Annotated in this window: 17 protein-coding genes; 4 read left to right on the top strand and 13 right to left on the bottom strand. The window is 65.3% G+C overall.

Features of this window, described 5'->3' with window-relative positions; translation table 11 throughout:
* Positions 1–5 precede the first annotated feature (5 nt).
* Genes GV792_RS19575 through GV792_RS19530 form a run of 10 tightly spaced genes read right to left on the bottom strand, consistent with a single transcriptional unit; the run spans position 6 to position 9,206 of the window.
* Positions 6–1,184 (bottom strand): MCE family protein, encoded by a 1,179-nt coding sequence (locus GV792_RS19575; RefSeq protein ID WP_163825605.1) that lies wholly within the window; start codon positions 1,182–1,184, stop codon positions 6–8.
* Positions 1,181–2,299: an MCE family protein gene (locus GV792_RS19570; RefSeq protein ID WP_175583134.1), complete on the bottom strand. Its 1,119-nt coding sequence runs from the start codon at positions 2,297–2,299 to the stop codon at positions 1,181–1,183. The genes GV792_RS19575 and GV792_RS19570 overlap by 4 nt, the downstream gene beginning before the upstream one ends.
* A gap of 5 nt (positions 2,300–2,304) precedes the next feature.
* Positions 2,305–3,405 carry an MCE family protein gene (locus GV792_RS19565; protein ID WP_163825603.1) on the bottom strand — a complete coding sequence of 367 codons (1,101 nt, stop codon included), beginning with the start codon at positions 3,403–3,405 and terminating at the stop codon, positions 2,305–2,307.
* Positions 3,402–4,415, bottom strand: coding sequence for an MCE family protein (locus tag GV792_RS19560; RefSeq protein WP_163825644.1), 1,014 nt, complete (start codon positions 4,413–4,415; stop codon positions 3,402–3,404). Before GV792_RS19560 ends, GV792_RS19565 begins: the two co-directional genes overlap by 4 nt.
* Positions 4,415–5,437, bottom strand: a complete 1,023-nt coding sequence (locus tag GV792_RS19555) for an MlaD family protein (RefSeq protein ID WP_163825602.1) — start codon at positions 5,435–5,437, stop codon at positions 4,415–4,417. Before GV792_RS19555 ends, GV792_RS19560 begins: the two co-directional genes overlap by 1 nt.
* Entirely contained in the window at positions 5,434–7,047 is a 1,614-nt protein-coding gene (locus GV792_RS19550) for an MCE family protein (RefSeq protein WP_163825601.1), read from the bottom strand. The genes GV792_RS19555 and GV792_RS19550 overlap by 4 nt, the downstream gene beginning before the upstream one ends.
* A 6-nt stretch (positions 7,048–7,053) precedes the next feature.
* On the bottom strand, positions 7,054–7,917 hold the full coding sequence (locus tag GV792_RS19545) for an ABC transporter permease (RefSeq protein WP_163825600.1): 864 nt from the start codon (positions 7,915–7,917) through the stop codon (positions 7,054–7,056).
* 1 nt (position 7,918) lies between these two features.
* Complete coding sequence (locus tag GV792_RS19540; protein WP_163825599.1) at positions 7,919–8,773, bottom strand: MlaE family ABC transporter permease; 855 nt, start codon at positions 8,771–8,773, stop codon at positions 7,919–7,921.
* Positions 8,770–8,982 (bottom strand): hypothetical protein, encoded by a 213-nt coding sequence (locus GV792_RS19535; protein WP_163825598.1) that lies wholly within the window; start codon positions 8,980–8,982, stop codon positions 8,770–8,772. The genes GV792_RS19540 and GV792_RS19535 overlap by 4 nt, the downstream gene beginning before the upstream one ends.
* Complete coding sequence (locus GV792_RS19530; protein ID WP_163825597.1) at positions 8,982–9,206, bottom strand: hypothetical protein; 225 nt, start codon at positions 9,204–9,206, stop codon at positions 8,982–8,984. Before GV792_RS19530 ends, GV792_RS19535 begins: the two co-directional genes overlap by 1 nt.
* Before the next feature lie 363 nt (positions 9,207–9,569).
* Here GV792_RS19530 and GV792_RS19525 point away from each other — a divergent pair, with 363 nt between their 5' ends.
* Entirely contained in the window at positions 9,570–10,478 is a 909-nt protein-coding gene (locus tag GV792_RS19525) for an oxygenase MpaB family protein (RefSeq protein WP_163825596.1), read from the top strand.
* 3 nt (positions 10,479–10,481) lie between these two features.
* Here GV792_RS19525 and GV792_RS19520 read toward each other — a convergent pair whose 3' ends face one another.
* Positions 10,482–11,609: a serine hydrolase domain-containing protein gene (locus GV792_RS19520; RefSeq protein ID WP_163825595.1), complete on the bottom strand. Its 1,128-nt coding sequence runs from the start codon at positions 11,607–11,609 to the stop codon at positions 10,482–10,484.
* A 171-nt stretch (positions 11,610–11,780) separates the two neighbouring features.
* On the opposite strand from GV792_RS19520, the gene GV792_RS19515 reads away from it, so the two are divergent.
* The 3 genes from GV792_RS19515 to GV792_RS19505 all read left to right on the top strand — a co-directional run bounded on the left by GV792_RS19515 (position 11,781) and on the right by GV792_RS19505 (position 15,696).
* The gene (locus GV792_RS19515) at positions 11,781–12,278 is read left to right on the top strand and encodes a GNAT family N-acetyltransferase (RefSeq protein ID WP_163825594.1); all 498 of its coding nucleotides are present in this window, start codon (positions 11,781–11,783) and stop codon (positions 12,276–12,278) included.
* A gap of 137 nt (positions 12,279–12,415) precedes the next feature.
* The gene (locus GV792_RS19510) at positions 12,416–14,641 is read left to right on the top strand and encodes a molybdopterin-dependent oxidoreductase (RefSeq protein ID WP_163825593.1); all 2,226 of its coding nucleotides are present in this window, start codon (positions 12,416–12,418) and stop codon (positions 14,639–14,641) included.
* 422 nt (positions 14,642–15,063) lie between these two features.
* The gene (locus GV792_RS19505; protein ID WP_163825592.1) at positions 15,064–15,696 is read left to right on the top strand and encodes a hypothetical protein; all 633 of its coding nucleotides are present in this window, start codon (positions 15,064–15,066) and stop codon (positions 15,694–15,696) included.
* A 24-nt stretch (positions 15,697–15,720) separates the two neighbouring features.
* Here GV792_RS19505 and GV792_RS19500 read toward each other — a convergent pair whose 3' ends face one another.
* Together GV792_RS19500 and GV792_RS19495 are read right to left on the bottom strand one after the other, a co-directional pair.
* Positions 15,721–16,659, bottom strand: a complete 939-nt coding sequence (locus tag GV792_RS19500; RefSeq protein WP_256668326.1) for a serine/threonine protein phosphatase — start codon at positions 16,657–16,659, stop codon at positions 15,721–15,723.
* Positions 16,660–16,870: 211 nt separating this feature from the next.
* Entirely contained in the window at positions 16,871–17,089 is a 219-nt protein-coding gene (locus GV792_RS19495) for an MbtH family protein (protein ID WP_163825590.1), read from the bottom strand.
* Between the last annotated feature and the right edge of the window lies 1 nt (position 17,090).

The raw sequence follows: 17,090 nt of genomic DNA, 5'->3' as shown, positions 1-17,090 counted from the left end.
CGGTCCTATCTGCCGGGGATCGGTCGGGAGAGTTCGTTGCCGGTGACGCCGGGCGGCGGTCCCGCGGTGTTGTCGGGAACGTTCGGTCGGGGCGCGTTGGCGGAGCCACGGATCTGTAGTGCCGGGTTGCTGGTGATGCAGTAGTTGTAGAGGCGGGTACGGGTGTCGGTAGCCGCAGTGGTGGGGACGACGGGGATGGTGTCGTATTCGCAGGTCGGACGCGGCCAGGGGTCGACCAGGGTGTGGTAGGCACCGTCGTGGGCCGGGATGCCGATGGCCGCCGCCCCTTCGCGCAGCGCCGGGAAGAGCGCGGCGATGGCGGGGGCGCGGAGTTTGGCGGATTTGGTGATGGCGACGAAATTGGTCACCAGATTGGTGATCGGGTCCTCGGTGGCCTGCACGAACCCGCCGAGCGTGGCGAGCTGATCGGGTGCCAGTTCGAGGAACCGGCGCACCTCTTCGTCGGCGGCGGTGAGCTGCTCGAACAATGCGCCCGCGCCGGTGGTGAGGGTGCTCAGGTCGGGTTGGGCGTGCGACGTGGTCTCGGCGATGACGCCGAGGTTGTCGATGAGCTGACGAGTCTGAGGCAGCAGATCGTTGAGGCCCGCCATGGCGCGGCTGATCCCGGAGATCATGTTGCGCATGCGGTCCGGGCCGCCGGCCAATGCCTTGTCGAGTTCGTCGACGATCACGGTGAGCCGCTCCGGATTCAGCCCGCCGATGAGTCCGCTCATATTCGTCAGAACCGATTGCACCGACACCGGCGTCGATGTCCGCGAGACGTCAACGACCGAGCCATCGCCAAGATAAGGCCCGGTATCGGCATCCGGCCGGAAGTCCAGGTACTGCTCGCCCGCCGCCGACAGCCGCCCGACGGCGACCGTGCCGCCGACCGGAATCCTTGCCGAGGACTCGATGTCGGCCACCGCGGCGATACCGGTCTTCGAGACCCGCACCTCACTGACGCGGCCGACCCTGGTCCCGCGGAAGGTGACGTCGTTCCCCGTCAGCAGTCCGCCGGAGCCGCGCAGTTCGACGGTCACCGAGTAGGTGTTGGGCAGCGGGCTGATGCGCAGCACCTCCGCCCCCAGGTACCAGGACCCGAGCACCAGGATCACCACGAGCCCCAGGTTCGCGACGGCGATACGACGGCGAACCAGGTAATTCCACAGCGGAATGTTCACCGGCCACCACCCTGTTGTGCCGGCGCGGGGACCGGTTGCGGCGGGCTGGTGACCCGGCCGATCACCTTCTGGATCACCTGCGCGAGGCTGCCGATGAACGCGGGGACATCACCCAGTTCGGGCAGCCTGCTGCCGGTCGGGTCGGTCAGCGCGCCGACGCTCAGATAGGACACCGTCGCGGCGACAGCCAGCGTCGGACCCTCCAGGGTGGCGTCCAGCGAGGGATACAGCTGATGGAACCGGTCCAGCATCTGACCGAGGTTGTCGCCCATACCGGTGAAACCCGCCATCAGCCGCTGAATGCTGTCGAACAGGCTCACGAAATCCGGGCCGGTCGTAGTGGTGAAATCGCCGAGCGCGGCCATCGTGACCGACACCTTGTTGATCAGCGCGGAGATATCGCGATTGTTCTCGGCGACCAGACCGAGCAGCCCGGGGAAGGTATCGGCGGCCTGGCCCAGTTCGGCCTTGCGCGCCGCGAGTTCACCGGTCAGCACATTCACCCCGGACAGCACGCTGTCGATATCGCCGGTGCGTGCGTTGAGCGCCGCGAGCACATTGGTGAGCTCGGTGATCATGTGTGCCAGCTGCGGTGCGCGCCCGCCGAACATCGAATCCATCTGGGCGGTGATCTCGGCGGCCTGATTGAGGCCACCACCATTGAGCAGCAGCGATACCGACACCATCAGTTCCTCCACGGAAGCACCCGCGCCGGTGTGTTCGGTGGTGATGACGTCGCCGGATTGCATCAGCTGGGTGTCGGGCGAGGCAGGCGGCAATGTCATCGCGACGAAGATGTCGCCGAGCGGGGTGGCCTGGCGCAGTTCGGCGGTGGTGCCGCGGGGCAGCTGGATGTCGTCGCGGATGAGCATCTCCACATCGGCGATGAAATTGGTGGTGGAGATATCGGTGACGACGCCGATATCGGTGCCGCCGATCTTCACATGCGCGCGGTCGGGCAGATTGAGGGCATCGCGGAACGCGGCCCGAATCGTGTAGCCGGGGCCACCGATACCGGGTTCGGGCATGGGCACACTGTCCACCGTCACCCCGCAGCCGGTGGCCAACCCCGCGGTGACGATCAGGGCGACGGCACCCAGTTTCCTGCGAATCATCACTCTCATTTCGTGAGTCCGAGCAGTGCGGCGGTGAGACCGAAATCGGGACCGAAATCCTGGATCTTGCCGGTGCGGCACCCGTCGGAGCGCATCTGGACCCGCTCGCAGAACAGCGAAAGCACCTCGCCGTCGAGCACCGCCTTGTCCAGCAGGCCGTGCAGCCGCAGCGCCCGGTGCTCGCGGCTGACCGCATTGGAGAAGTTCTCGAAGAACAGCGGTGCCACGTCGACCAATTCGGTGAGACCGCGCGCGTTGGCCCGCATCTGGGCGGTGATGGCGGTGAATCGCTGCAATGCGCCTGCCAGTTGATCGGAATTCTGGCCGACCACGGTCGAGGTGTTGTTGACGAAATCGTTGAGCTGGGTCAGTACCGCTTGTAGACCCGGTGACTGCTCCCCCATCAACTGCACCAGCTCGGTGAGCCTGCCGCTGAAATCGCGGACGGTCTGGTCGTTCTGGGCGATGATCTGGGTGATCTCGTTGAGTTCGATGATGGTGTTGGCGATCTGGTCCTTATTGGCGAAGGACACCTCGAAGGCCGACGACAGCGCGTCGAGGGTGGCCCTCAGCCGGTCACCATTGCCTTCGAGCAGCGGGAACAGTACGCGGCTCGCCATCGGGCCCTGCGCGTTGTCACCCTTCAACGCGGCGCCGAGCTGATCGAAATTCTCCAGGATCCGGTCGAGTTCCACCGGCACCCTGGTGCGTTCCAGCGGGATATGCGCGCCGTCGGGCAGCAGCGGCCCTTCCCCGGAATACGCGGGCGCCAACTCGACGTGCCGATTGGTGATGAGCTGCGGTGAGATGAGCGCCGCCATGGCGTTCTCCGGAACCTTGACGCCCTTGTCGATGGCCATCGTGACCTGGACATAGCTGCCCTTGGCCGTCACCGTCTCCACACGACCGACGGGGACACCGAGAATCGCCACCTCGTTGCCCGCGTAGAGGCCAGCGACGTTCTCGAAATCGGCGCTGATCCGCAATTGTTCGCCGAGATACTGGTCGGGCAGCGAACTGATGCTGTCGGGCAGCAGCGCACACCCCGCGGCCAGCGTCGCGGCGAAACACAATGCGGCCGTGCGCATGATCGTGCGAATTCTCATGTGCCGCATCCTTCGACGACCTGAGCGAAACAGAGCCAGTTGTCCGGGAGGAACCACGGCGCCCAGACGTCGCCGTACGGGCCGTTGCCGAGAGCATTGTTGAACTGGCGCAGTGCGACCGGCATGATCTCGTAGAGCCGATCCAGGTTGTCGCGGTTCTTCTCCAGACCCTGGGTCATGGTGTTGAGGTTCTGGATCAGCGGGCCGAGCTGGTTGTTGTTCTCGATACCCATCTCGCTCAGCAACGCCGACAGGGCGGCCACGTTGTCAAGGAGTTGCCGTAACAGGTTCTGCCGCAACGACACCGCGTTGCCGATCGCTTCACCACGGGTCAACAACAGCAAGACGCTGTTCTGGTTATCGGCCGCCAGCCGCGATACCTGATCGAGGCCCTTCAACAACACGTCCACCTCGTCGCGACGGTCGTTGATCACCTTGGCGAGCGCGCCGATACTGTCCAGCGCGGTGACAGCCAGTTCCGGTGATCGACCCATCTGCTGGTCGAACAGATCCAGCGCCTTGCGCAGTTTCTCCGGATCGATCCGTTCGATCCGTTCGAACGATGACTTGTACTTCGGATCCTGGATGACCTTGCCGAGGTTGTACGGCACCGAGGTGTTCTCGATGGGAATCCGATTGTCCGGCAGCCCTTTACCGTCACCGGGTGTGAGCTCGATATGCAGACGGCCGAGGATGGTCGACATCTTGATCGCCGCACGCGCATTCGACCCCAACCGCATATCGCGGCGCACCCGAAGGTCGACGACCACCTTGTCGTCGACCAGGTTCACCGCCTGAACCGCGCCGACCTCGATCCCCGACACATCGACCGTCGCACCCGGCCGCAGTCCGGCGGCCTGCGCGAATTCTGCCTGAATCGTCTTGTCCGACAGCCGAGCCTCCGCGATCACGCTGGAGCCGACCAGCAGCAAGGCGACCGCGGCTGCCGCGCCGACGCCTAGCCACAGGAAACGATTCGCCGAATACTTCGGCAGTCGTAAACGCGCCATCATCGGCACACCTCCGATTGGGAATCTCCGCCGACCTGCGAGAACAGTCCCGGTGGGAGCAGTACGCCCCACAGCGACACATCGAGGCGGCAGATGTAGGCATTGGCGTAGGCGCCGTAACTGGTGAAACGGGCCAGACCATTGAGCACATTCGGCAGTTCGATCGCCGCCTGATCAAGCGCGGCGCCATTGAGCAGCAGCAACGCCACACCGCTGGTCGCGTCGTTCTGTGCCCGGGCAATATCCGGTGCGACCTGGGTGATCAGCCCGACCAGCGCATCGGTGGACGTCGCCACCTGATCCACCGAACTCTTCAGCGACTCGCCCTCCGCATACAGGGCGTCGACCAGCGATCTGGCCTGCGTGATGAGCGTTTCCAGCTCCTTGCTGCGATTGGCCAGACCTGCGATCACACTGCTCAGATTCGTGATGACCTGCCCGAGGATCTCGTCACGCTGTCCGAACGTGGTGGCCAGTTCGGCCGCCTGGATGATCAGCGCACTCAACGACACGCCGTCGCCTTGGAGCGCCTGGATGAGCGTTTCCGACAGCGAGTTCACCTGGTCCGGTTGCAGGACGCTGAACAGTGGCTCGAAACCCGACAGCAGCGCCGACACGTCGAAGGAGGGTTCGGTGCGCTCCAGTGAAATGTGCCCGCCCGGTTCGAGCGCCGTACCGTCACCCTCGCCGGGGATCAGTGCGATATAGCGCTGGCCGATCAGGTTCTGGTACCGCACCAGTGCCTTGGTCGTGGTGGTGAGACGCTGCCGGTCCTGGATGCGCAACTCGAGACGGGCCTTGTAGTCCGGCTCGAAATCGATGTTGTCGACCCGCCCGACCCGAACCCCTGCCATCCGCACGTCGTCACCGACGCGTACCCCGAGCACATCGGAGAAGGTCGCCGAGTAGGTGTGGGTCGGGCCGGGGACCGAACGCTGCAACGTCGACCAGATCGTGTACGTCAGCACCATCGCCAGCACCGCGAACAGGCTGAACCCGACCAGCGCTCTCCCTGATTTCACGTGTAGACCTCCACGGCTCCACCGGCCAGCAGCGGCGTCAGAAGCAGCAACTGGGCGGTGTTGGGCTTACCGCCGACGATCTCGGCGACTGCCGCATGACCTCGCACGGTGGCGGTCGGGCGCGCACCGGAGACTGTCGCGTCCGAGACGGGGACCATGCGCCTCGGTCCCGCAGGAACGGCCCCGGTTCCGGCCTCCCCAGGCGATACGGCGTCAACAGGCGGGTTACCAGCGGAAACCCCCCGGTCCGAGCCGGGCTGACCGGGCGCGACAGCAGGCGCGGCGCCATTCGGTACCGCCCCCTCCGCTGCGGTCCCGCCGGGTGCGGTCTGGCCAGATGCGGCGGGCGCGGGGGCGCTTGGCACCGTGATCCCGGGAATCGCAGGCAGACCGGGAATGAACGGCAACCCGGGAATCACCGAAGTGCCCGGCTGCGCCGGCGCGGGTGCGACGCCCGGTAGCGGATTGGTCGCGGGAGCGGGCCCAGCCGAATCCAGTCGGCGCGGCAGCATGTGCGGCGGATACTCCTGCGGCGGCGCCACCTGCGGAACCGTCGGTCCGCCGCAACGCGGACCGTACATGCCCCCGTAGTGCGGACAGTCCTCGGCCGTGTACTGCTGGAACGGGGTGAAGGAGACATCCATCTTCCACACCATCTGTTTGCGCGGGCCGAAGCCGAACACCGATTGCATCTTCTGCAGGGTGGTGTTCAGGTTGGCCGCGGTGGACGGGATGGCCTCGGCGTCGCGGGCCAGCGAGCCGAACAGCTCGTCCAGGCCGGGCACGAGTTCCTTGGCCGCGTTCGGGTTGCGGGCGAACAGGCTGTTCACCGAATCGACGGCGCCACTGGCATTGGCGAGCAGCGCGATCAGGTTCTCGCGGCGTTCGGTGAGGGTGCGTGCGGTGGTCACCGACTCCGACAGCACGCCGACCAGTTCCGGCGCCGACTGGCTCAACGCGGTGGTGGCACGGCCCAGATCGCCGAGCAGTTCCCCGATGCCCTCGATCGAGTGCACCTGGGTGATCCAGTTGTCGAGTCGTTCGATGGTCGACCCGGGGACGCGGGCGCCCGGATCGAGCGCGGCGGAGAACGTCGCCAGCACCCGGCCCAGCTTTTCGGGCTGGATATTGTCGAGCACATCGCGCAGCACCGTCAGCGTCGTCTGCAGTTGGACGGTGCCCGCGCTGGTGTCCTCGGCGATTGCCGAGCCCTCGTGCAACACGCCGTCGGACGGACCATTGTCCACCAGCTCGATCGCGGTGACGCCGAACAGGTTGTTCGGAATCACCCGTGCGGTGACATTGTCCGGGATGGTCTCGGCCACTACGGGGTTCAGATCGACGGCTACTTCTTGCCGCTGCCCGGCCGCGACCACGTCGACGGCGCTCACGGCGCCGACCACCATGCCGCGGAACTTCACATCCGCGCGCGCGGGCAGCCCGTCACCGGTACTGGTCAGCGTGACGGTGACAGGCACCTTGGCCTCGAAGTAGCCGGTGTAGCGCAAGGCCAGCAGGCCGAGCAACAACACGATGGTGCCCATGACGGCCAGCCCGGACAGGGTCAGCTGGCGTGCGGTGGGGCCACGTCCACTCGGATCGAGAATCATCGCCGCCTACCCGGAGATCCGGAATCCGGGGTCGATACCCCAGATCGCAAGGGTCAGGAACAGATTCGCGAACACCATGACGACGATGACCATCTTGATCGCCCGGCCTGCCGCCACACCGACACCCTCGGGTCCGCCGGTCGCGAAATAGCCGTAGTAGCACTGGATGAACGTCGACAGCATCACGAACACGATCACCTTGAGCAGTGAGAAGAACACATCGGGACCGATGAGGAATTGGAAGAAGTAGTGGTCGTAGGTGCCTGCCGAGGTGCCGCCGAGGAACAGCACCGACAGCTTCGTCGCCAGATAGGCGGTGGCCAGTCCGATGCTGTAGAGCGGGACGATGGTCAGCGTCGCCGCGATCATCCGCGTCGTCACCAGATAGGGCAGCGGCCGGATCGCGATGGACTCGAGCGCGTCGATCTCCTCCGAGATTCGCATGGAACCCAGTTGCGCGGTGAAGCGGCAGCCGGCCTGGATGGCGAACGCGAGCGTCGCCAGGATCGGGGCCAGCTCGCGTGTCGTGGCGAAACCGGAGATCGCGCCGGTCAACGGCCCCATCGTGAGCAGATTCAGCGCGGTGAACGATTCCATGCCGACCGTGATGCCGCCGAAGGCGCACAGAATGATCACCACGCCAACGGTGCCGCCGCCGACGATCAACGACCCGTTGCCCCAGCCGACGTCGGCGGTCAAGCGCAGCACTTCCTTGCGGTAGTGCCGCAGCACGAACGGAATCGCCGCCACCGCTTGGAAGAACGTGATCGCCTGATGGCCGACCCTGCGGTTGGCCTGAATCGGCACCGCGGCCGCCGCGCCCGCCATCCGCACCGGTTTCAGCGCGGGCGGGGTGTAGGAGCTACCCACCTCAGATCACCTTCGTCGGGAACAGGGTGTTGTAGAGCTGGGTCAGAATGATGTTGGTGGCGAACAACATCAGTGCCGAACTCACCACCGCGGAGTTCACCGCGTCGGCCACACCGCCGGGCCCGCCCTTGGCGTGCAGGCCGATATCGCAGGCGATGATCGCGGTCAGCGCGCCGAATATGGCCGCCTTCACGAGCGCGACGATGAGGTCGTTGGCCACGGCGAAGGAGGCGAATGAACCGATGAACGATCCCGGTGTGCCCGACTGCGCATAGACATTGAACATGTAGGCCGTCGCGAAGCCGACGAAGACGATGAACCCGCACAGCAGCATGCTCACCAGCACCGCGGCCACCAGCCGCGGCGCGACCAGCCTGCGCACCGGGTCAACGCCCATCACCATCATGGCGTCGATCTCCTCCCTGATGGTCCGGGAGCCGAGATCGGCGCAGATGGCCGAACCGACCGCGCCCGCGATCATCAATGAAGTGACCAGCGGGGCACCCTGCCGGATGATGCCCAATCCGGCGACCGCACCGATGAAGGTGGTGGCGCCGACCTGATTCACCAGCGCACCCACCTGGATCGACACCACCACCGCGATCGGGATGGCGACGAACACCGTCGGTGCGGCGGAAACATTGGCCATGAAGGCGCACTGCTTGATGAATTCCTGGAAGGGGAACCTCCGCGCGACCATGGCGCGGAAGGTTTCCAGAATCGCATCGCGGCCGAGAGTGACCTGACGGCCGAGCGTTTCCAGAGAGCGCTGCGGGTGCCGCTTCCACAGTCCCCTGACATCGTCGACCGCCTTTTCCAGATCGGTCCGCTGCGAAGGCTTTTCGATGGTGGTCACCGGCTATCCGATCCTGCCGCGGTGACGTCACCGCTGAGATGGTGCTGGAGTTCGACCAGCCCGTACCCCACCACCGCGACACCGGCGGCCACGGTGCCGATCACCGCGAGCCACAGACCGAAGCGCAGAATCGGGTTCACTGTCATCCGCCCGCCGAGGATCTTGACGCCGATCATCAAGATGTCGATGAGCCACACCAGGATCATCATCAGGTCATGCACACATTCGCGAAAGTGAGCACGGGCCAGCAGACGATCGAGCCGAGAAACGAGATGACGACGTCGATTCCGTGCATATCGCGCAGATGGCTGGTGTGCGTCAGCGTCCAGATGACGCCGATCAAGCCGTATGGAATGCCGAGAATGATGAGCGTCCCCACGAATTCGGAGACCTTCATCTCGTAGCTGAATATTCGATCCAGCTTCTTGAGCATCGCCTAGTCCTTTCCTACGCCGGCCGACCCCGTCCGGCGCACGATCCCCGCCGCCGTGCGCACCGCTGCGTGCCGTCTGCCCGGCGCGCCTCCCAACCGGTCCGGCTGGATCGGTATGTTACGCACCATTCCGCTCGCGAAGGAAGAGATTCGACAAGATTCCATCGGCCACTGGCGTAATTCACCAGAACAGCCAGGCACGATGCGATGGATGCGTGAGCATAAGTTATCGCCTGTTCGCTACAGAGAAGACTCTTGCGGGGAAGAATCTTGAGTAACATAATGGGCTCTGTGGCACACCACGAGCGTGGCGGTCTGCGCCCGGCTCGCCCGGATCACAGGCAAGAGAACGGAAGTACACCCATGACCGCAGTCGCGCGCCCCCACGAGCAGGACGATCTGCCTCCGCTGACCACCGAGCAGACGCGCATTCCCATCAGCACCGACCATCGGCCGTTCACCAAGCGGCCGCTCGCACTGACCGACGCACTGGATTTCTGGAGCTTCGGCGGCGCCGCGGCCAATGTCGTCATGCAGATGGCGCGCCCCGGTGTCGGCTACGGTGTGGCCGAGAGCCGGGTGGAATCCGGTGCGCTCATGGTGCATCCGTGGAAGCGGGCCCGGACCACCACGCAGTATCTGGCCGTGTCGATTCTCGGGACGCAGGAGGAGATCGATGCCTTCCGCGAGGCGGTCAATGTGGCGCATCGCCAGGTGCGTTCGGGGCCGGACAGCAAGGTCAAATACAACGCTTTCAACCGCGACCTCCAGCTGTGGGTGGCCGCCTGCCTGTTCATCGGCTTCGAAGACACCTACCAACTGCTCAATGGCAAGATGACCGACGAGCAGGCCGAGCAGTTCTACCAGACCTCATCGACGCTGGCCACGGGCCTCCAGGTGACCAGGGACATGTGGCCGGCCACCCGAAAGGATTTCGACGCGTACTGGAACGATCTGGCTCGCCAGGCTGTGCTCGACGATTTCGTGCGCGGATACCTCGACGATCTGCTGAACCTGCGGATGATCCACTGGTACATGCGGATCCCGTTCCGTGGGCTGTTGAAATTTCTCACCATCGGTTTCCTCGCACCCTACTTCCGCGAGCAGCTGCGGGTGGAGTGGACCGCGGCCGATCAGCGGCGGTTCGACAACCTTTTCCTGTTCGTCGGATTCGTCAACCGGTTCATTCCGCGTTTCCTGCGCTTCGGTGGCTCCTATGCGCTGATGGCGGACCTGCGCATGCGGATGCGTAAGCAGAAGAACCTGATCTGATCCTCACGGGCACAGCGCGTTGCCGAGCAGTGCGACGATGTCCGGTGCCGGATCCGGCGAACTGGTGATGGTTATGGTGATCGCACGGCCGTCGGTGGTGGCGGCGGACAGGTTGTGGAAACCGACGATGCCACCGCTGTGCCCGAAATAGCGGGTACCGCATGGCAGGTCAGCGGTCTGGAGTCCGATCCCGTACGACTGGCCTTCGCGACGACCGGTCGGCACGGGATCGTTCATCATCTGCGCCGTTTCCGCCGCGGCGAGCACCTCACCATTCACCAGGGCCAGGTAGAACCGGTTGAGGTCGGCGCCGGTGGAGACCATCGCACCCGCCGCCCACGGCGCCGACGGTTCGATCCGCGACACATCTATCAGCTTGCCGTCCAGATTCTCGTAGCCCTTGGGATGCGGTGCGCGAATCTCGTATTCGCGGGGACCTGGCAGATAGGTGCCCTCGAGCTGCAGCGGCTCGAGAATGCGGCGGTTCAGCTCGTCGGTGTAGCTGTGACCGGTCACCTGCTCCACCAGCATTCCGGCGATGATGTAGTTCGTATTGCTATAGGCCCAGCTGGTGCCCGGTTCGAATTCAGCGGGCCTGCTCAGTGCGAGCGTCATCAACTCCGCCGGGGTGGCCGTCTTTCCCTCCTGCGCAAGCAGATACTCATAGCCCGGGTGGTCGTCGGTGAAATTCGGCAGCCCGCTCTGGTGTCGCAACACCTGACGCACGGTGATCCGATTGCCGTCGATACCCTCACCGCGCAGCACGCCGGGCAGATACTTTTCGACCGGGTCATCGAGTCCGATCATGCCCTCGGCGACCAGTTGCAGAATGACCGTGGCGGCGAACGTCTTACTGATGCTGCCGACCCGCACATGCTGCGGCGTATCCGTCGGAATCCACGTCTTGGCATCCCGATCGGCAACACCGCTGGTCAACACCACTGTCCGACCGTTCTCGGTCACGGTCGCGATCGCCCCAACCGCACCCGCGCCGACCACCTGCTCGAGATCCGCCTGCACAGCAGCCAGCCGCTCGGCCGACACCTCTGCTGCCGCCGGATCGGCTTCGGTCGAACAGCCGAGTGTGACCGCGAGCGCGGATACGACCACAGCAATAGTCAATAGGCGCATACCCGCGACCGTACGGACGAGCCCTACCGCAACGCATCCGGGACAACCCCGATCTTGGTCCTGAATTACGGAAACTGCTGGGAGTCTTGGTTACTGCGCTATCGCTGCCCACCCGGCCAGGCCTGCGAAAAACATCTTGACGTTCTCGCCGTCTGGCCGAGGATGGTCGATATGGAAGATTCGAAGGCACAGGTGATCTTGCGGAGGATGACCGAGGCGGAGTACGAGCAGGCGACGCGACACCGCGAAGCCGAAGGTGCTCGTGAGCTGTCCAAGTTCATGTCCGAGGCGCAGGCGTGGGAACGGTCGCGGCAAGGTACGGCCCAGTTCCTTCCCGACGGGCGCGACACCGCGGGCCATCACCTGGTTGTTGCCGAGAACGAGTCGGGCGAAGTCGTCGGCGATGCGTGGATCGGGCCCGATCCACAGGATGTGACCGGTACGGCGGATTCCGCGTGGTTGTACGACATCAACGTGTTCGAACGCTTCCGTCGCCGAGGCTACGGCTCCGCGATCCTGGCAGCCGCAGAAAGTTTGATCGCTGAGGAGGGCCGGACACGGCTGGGATTGAACGTGGTGGGTGATAATGCGGCGGCGATCGCGCTCTACCGCCAGAACGGGTACCGCGTGTCCTCGATGTATTTGGACAAGCAGCTGCGGACCCGATAGCCGGCCAGGCATTGGCCCAACCGCCACGTTCGCCCCGAACAAACGCGCACGCTTCTGCGAAGCGACTTCCGGCACGAGCACCGAGAAAACTGCGCGGAATCCTTCTCATCGACCGGCCTCGCGCGCGACGATGAGGTATGGCCACGCGCGCGTCCACCTCCACCGGCTCCTCCGACCCCGCCGCCGCAGACGGCACACGGACCGGTCTGCGGACCTGCCCCCTTTGTGAAGCAGTGTGCGGGCTCGAGCTGACCCTCGACCGGAACGACCACGTCCTCTCGGTGCGCGGTGACCGGCAGGACCCCTTCAGCGCGGGCTTTCTCTGCCCTAAGGGCGCCAGCCTCGGCACCCTCGATGCCGACCCCGACCGCCTGACCGAGCCGATGATCCGCGACCGCGCCACCGGTGACTGGAGCACCGCCTCGTGGGATGACGCCTTCGACCTGATCGCCGAGCGATTCCCGGCAGTGACGGCCGAGCACGGCAACCAATCGGCCGCGCTGTACCTCGGCAACCCCAACGCGCACAGCGTGGCGGGCGCGCTGTACGTGCCGGCGCTGATCCGCGGGCTCGGCACCAAGAATCTGTACTCGGCGAGCACGGCCGATCAGATGCCGAAGCAGGTCGCCTGTGGCCTGATGTTCGGTGACCCGCTCGCCATCCCCGTCCCCGACCTCGACCGCACCGACTACCTGCTGATGCTCGGCGCCAACCCGCTGGAATCGAACGGGTCGATCTGCACCGCGCCGGACTTCCCCGGCCGGCTGAAGGCGTTGCGGGCGCGCGGCGGGCGCCTCGTCGTCGTCGATCCGCGGCGCACCCGCACGGCCGACGCTGCCGACGAGCACCTGTTCATCCGGCCGGGCAGCGATGCCTACCTGCTGTTCGGGATCGTGCACACACTGTTTGCCGAGAACCTCGTCCAGGTGCGCGTGCATGTGCGTGGACTCGACGACGTGCGCGCCGCCGCCGCCGATTTCGCACCGGAGTCGGTCGAGCGACGCACCGGGGTGCCCGCCGAGACGGTGGTCCGGCTCGCCCGTGAGCTCGCCGCCGCACGCGCCGCCGCCGTGTACGCGCGCATCGGCACCTGCACGACCGAGTTCGGCACGGTGACCCAGTGGCTCGTCGATGTGATCAACACGCTCACCGGGAACCTGGACTCACCGGGCGGCGCCATGTTCGCCGCTGGCGCCGCGCTCGGCATCGTGCGCAGCAAACCGTTCCGCACCGGCCGTTGGACCAGCCGCGTACGCGAACTTCCGGAAACCATGGGCGAACTCCCCGTGGCCACCCTCGCCGATGAAATCACCACACCCGGCGCGGGTCAGGTGCGGGCCTTGATCACCGTCGCGGGCAACCCGGTGCTGTCCGCACCGAGCGGCGCCCGGCTCGACACGGCGCTCGCCGAACTCGACTTCATGGTCAGTGTGGACTGCTATCTGAACGAGACCACACGTCACGCCGATGTGATCCTGCCGCCACCGCGCCCGCTGCAATCACCGCATTACGACTTCGCGCTCTTGCAGTTCGCGGTCCGCAATTACGCACGGTATTCGCGGCCGCTGGTACCGCTGGGTGATCGTCCCTCGGAGGCGGCTGTCATCGCGCGATTGGCGGCGGCGGTCACCGGTGGTGCGCATCGCGGTACCGACGGGCGCGACGCGGTCAGCGCGTTCGACGAGCTCGTGATCGCGGGAACTCTGCACAAGGCCGGTCTCGCCGTGCGCGGATCCGAGCTGTCGGGTGCGAATACGACCGAACAGCGCATCGATATGATGCTGCGCCTCGGCCCCTACGGCGCGTGGAACGGTGGCAATCTCAGCCTGACGACGCTGCTGGACAACCCGCACGGCGTCGATCTCGGGCCCTTGCAGCCGCGGCTGCCCGAGGTGCTGCGCACCGAATCGCACTGTGTCGAACTGGCGCCACCGCAGCTGATCGCCGATGTCGACCGGCTCCGAGCCGGGGTCGCCGCGGCCGCACCGGAGATGGTGCTGATCGGCCGCCGCCATCTGCGCTCCAACAACAGTTGGATGCACAACATGCCTCGACTGGTGAGCGGAAGCAACCGCTGCACCCTGCACATCCATCCCAGCGATGTCGATCGTCTCGGCCTCGGGGACTGCGCGGTGGTGAAGTCGGCCTCCGGTGAGCTCACCGTGGACCTGGAGCCGACCGAGGCGATCATGCCGGGTGTGGTGAGTTTGCCGCACGGCTGGGGACACACCGTCGGTGGTCAGCGGGTAGCGCGTGAACATGCCGGGGTGAACACCAATGTGCTCACCGACGACGCTATGGTCGACATCCCGTCGGGTAATGCGGTGTTCAATGGAGTGCCGGTGTCGGTGTCCCCGGCGTAGGTGATAGGCCCACGTGATGGGGCTCGGTCGGTGAACGAAAACAGTTGATGGTCTCGGTGTCGCCTCCGATGGGCACACCTTTCCGTTGAAGCGGCGTGTTCATCGTCGATACCGAGCGGCTATACCGGCACTTGCCGGGCTGCTCGGGGCACGGAATCCGTCACATCTAATGCAACCGCCGCATTGTAGGAATGCTTCGATCGGCACTTCGAAGTTGTTCCCGCACAGGCAAATACACTCTCACTGTCTATCTCGAGAAAGTCCCCCTCCAGATCAGAGAATTATCCGAGCCATCCAGGGGATTGTCATGATTGGCATGGAATCGGGTATATCCGTTATGTTTCGCACGGCACTGGCTGTGCTGTCATCTGTGTTCGATACACGATGGCATACCCATGATCTGGATAGCAGGAGCGGCAACGATGGCCAAGAGATTCACCGATGCGGAAAAAGCCAGGGCGGTCAAGAAGGTGGAAAAGCTCCGCGCCGAAGGAAAGTCGTTGAACGCGGCGTGTGAGGACGTGGTGCAGAAGGCGGGCTGGCCGTCGGTGGGCGCGCTGACCAACTGGGTGAAGGCGGCCGAAGCGGCGAGCACCACGGCGCCGGCCGAAGAGGCCACTGTCACCGCCGCGGCCGAGGAGGCCCCGGCCGCTGCCACCCGGCAGCGCGTGGCAAAGAAGCCGCGGAAGACGCGCGCAGCCACCGCCCGCAAACAGGCTCTATCGGCCAACGGCTCGTCCCCCGAGAAGAATGGCGCGCCCGCGTCCGAGGTCGCCCCCGCTGCCCCAACCCTGGTTGCGGAAACCGAATCCGTGGCGCCCGTCGACAACGTGACCGTGACCGCCGAGGCTCCCGCCGCCCAGGACAAGCCGGCCGCCGAGCTCGTCGCGGTCTCCAAGGCAGTACCCGCCACCGCGGTCGCGGATCCGGAATTCGGCCACCGCACCTCCGACGACCTCGCCAACGAGGTCCGCCGCCTCCGCATGGCCCTCGAAGAGCTGCACGGCGAAAACCGCGCGCTGAAGGACCTGGTGGGGATCTACGTTCGCCGGTAATCCCCGGGCAGTACCCGGCGGATGTTATGTGTCCGCCGGGTTCATACCGGGGTATTCGGCGTGGATGTCGCCGCCGAACAATTTCCACAGGAAGGCGTTCATCTCCGCAGCGGCAGGTGCTCGCCGAGCCAGGATCGCCGCCACCTCTGACGGCACGCCGTCCGGGATGTGTCCAGCGGCGCATAGACGTACGTACTCGTTGCGGGCGACGGGGCCGCCGCTGGTAGGCATCGGAACTCCGCAGATATCGGTCACCAGCCAATTGACGAGTCGCATGGCGGCGTAGTCGGCGTCATGAGTGACGTGGCGTTCGGCAAAATCTCGCTCGGCGACCGACAGGTCGAAATGTAGTGAGGTGGCCAGTCCGAAGTCGGTGAGGTAAATCCGCTCCCCGTCGGTGCGCATGTTGCCGAAGTGTCCGTCCATGTGCAGCAGTTGTCGATCGCCGAGGAACGTCACAATCTCTGAAAGCTGCTGCTCGACTGTGGCGGCTTTGTCCACAGGGTTCTCGCTCAGCCAGTCCTGCATGGGGTACGGAATGTATTCGCAGAACAGGACGAGGCTGGACGTTGCGGCCGCCAGCTCTTCGAGACGGATACGGACGGCCGCGCAGTCACCCTGGGCGGCAACCACCGTATCGATGTCGGCATGCTCGGCTGCGATCGGTGACCGTCCGGCCAGAATCCGCCAGTGATAGAGCATCGGGAACGACTGTGTCCCGCCGGCCAGAACACCGTCGGTGACAATGAGGTTCGCTGCCAGCTCACGCCATGCGTTGAAGCTCGGGCCGCCGATGCCGTACTGGCAGAACAATGGCAGGTCGTACAGGTTCACGGTGGAACCGGGGTTGGCGAGTTCTCGATCCGTCATCGGAACGCGCTTGACGAACACCGGCTCGCCGTCGGCATCGACCACTGCTGCGCCGCCGCCCACTCCCACGCTGATCGACCGGCCCGTATCCATGAGCGCCGTGAGTTCGATGTCGCTGTGGGAAGCAAGGAAAGCCGAGAGTCTCCGGTGGCGGTCGCTCCTGACAGCCGCATGATGCTTGCGCATGCCACACGGTATCCAGTCGCCCACGCGAATATCGAGCGAGGCTATCTGGCGCGGAGGCCGGTGAGTGGACTCGCGACGCCTGGCACCACCCACCGACCGTGCCGGCTATGCCCCGACCTCAGTTGGCTTCGGCGGACATGGCTCGGATGAGGGAGGTGGGGCGCATGTCGAGCCAGTGGGTTTCGACGTAGTCGAGGCAGGCTTTGCGGGGCGACGGGCCGTGGGCGATGGTCCAGCCGCCGGGGACGGTGGCGAAGGTCGGCCACATGGAGTGTTCACCTTCGTCGTTGATGAGGACGTAGAACTGGGCGTTGTCGTCGTCGAACGGGTTGGTCATT

The sequence above is a fragment of the Nocardia cyriacigeorgica genome (assembly GCF_010868145.1).
In the GTDB taxonomy this organism is placed as follows: domain Bacteria; phylum Actinomycetota; class Actinomycetes; order Mycobacteriales; family Mycobacteriaceae; genus Nocardia; species Nocardia cyriacigeorgica_D.
This window is presented reverse-complemented; position numbering and strand designations above follow the sequence as displayed.

Coding starts and splice junctions, on each gene's coding strand:
- GV792_RS19510 (WP_163825593.1), top strand. CDS start 12,416: ATGGCCACGCGCGCGTCCACCTCCACCGGCTCCTCCGACCCCGCCGCC.
- GV792_RS19505 (WP_163825592.1), top strand. CDS start 15,064: ATGGCCAAGAGATTCACCGATGCGGAAAAAGCCAGGGCGGTCAAGAAG.
- GV792_RS19535 (WP_163825598.1), bottom strand. CDS start 8,982: ATGATGATCCTGGTGTGGCTCATCGACATCTTGATGATCGGCGTCAAG.
- GV792_RS19565 (WP_163825603.1), bottom strand. CDS start 3,405: ATGAGAATTCGCACGATCATGCGCACGGCCGCATTGTGTTTCGCCGCG.
- GV792_RS19550 (WP_163825601.1), bottom strand. CDS start 7,047: ATGATTCTCGATCCGAGTGGACGTGGCCCCACCGCACGCCAGCTGACC.
- GV792_RS19520 (WP_163825595.1), bottom strand. CDS start 11,609: ATGCGCCTATTGACTATTGCTGTGGTCGTATCCGCGCTCGCGGTCACA.
- GV792_RS19495 (WP_163825590.1), bottom strand. CDS start 17,089: ATGACCAACCCGTTCGACGACGACAACGCCCAGTTCTACGTCCTCATC.
- GV792_RS19515 (WP_163825594.1), top strand. CDS start 11,781: ATGGAAGATTCGAAGGCACAGGTGATCTTGCGGAGGATGACCGAGGCG.
- GV792_RS19560 (WP_163825644.1), bottom strand. CDS start 4,415: ATGGCGCGTTTACGACTGCCGAAGTATTCGGCGAATCGTTTCCTGTGG.
- GV792_RS19525 (WP_163825596.1), top strand. CDS start 9,570: ATGACCGCAGTCGCGCGCCCCCACGAGCAGGACGATCTGCCTCCGCTG.
- GV792_RS19530 (WP_163825597.1), bottom strand. CDS start 9,206: ATGCTCAAGAAGCTGGATCGAATATTCAGCTACGAGATGAAGGTCTCC.
- GV792_RS19500 (WP_256668326.1), bottom strand. CDS start 16,659: ATGGATACGGGCCGGTCGATCAGCGTGGGAGTGGGCGGCGGCGCAGCA.
- GV792_RS19570 (WP_175583134.1), bottom strand. CDS start 2,299: ATGATTCGCAGGAAACTGGGTGCCGTCGCCCTGATCGTCACCGCGGGG.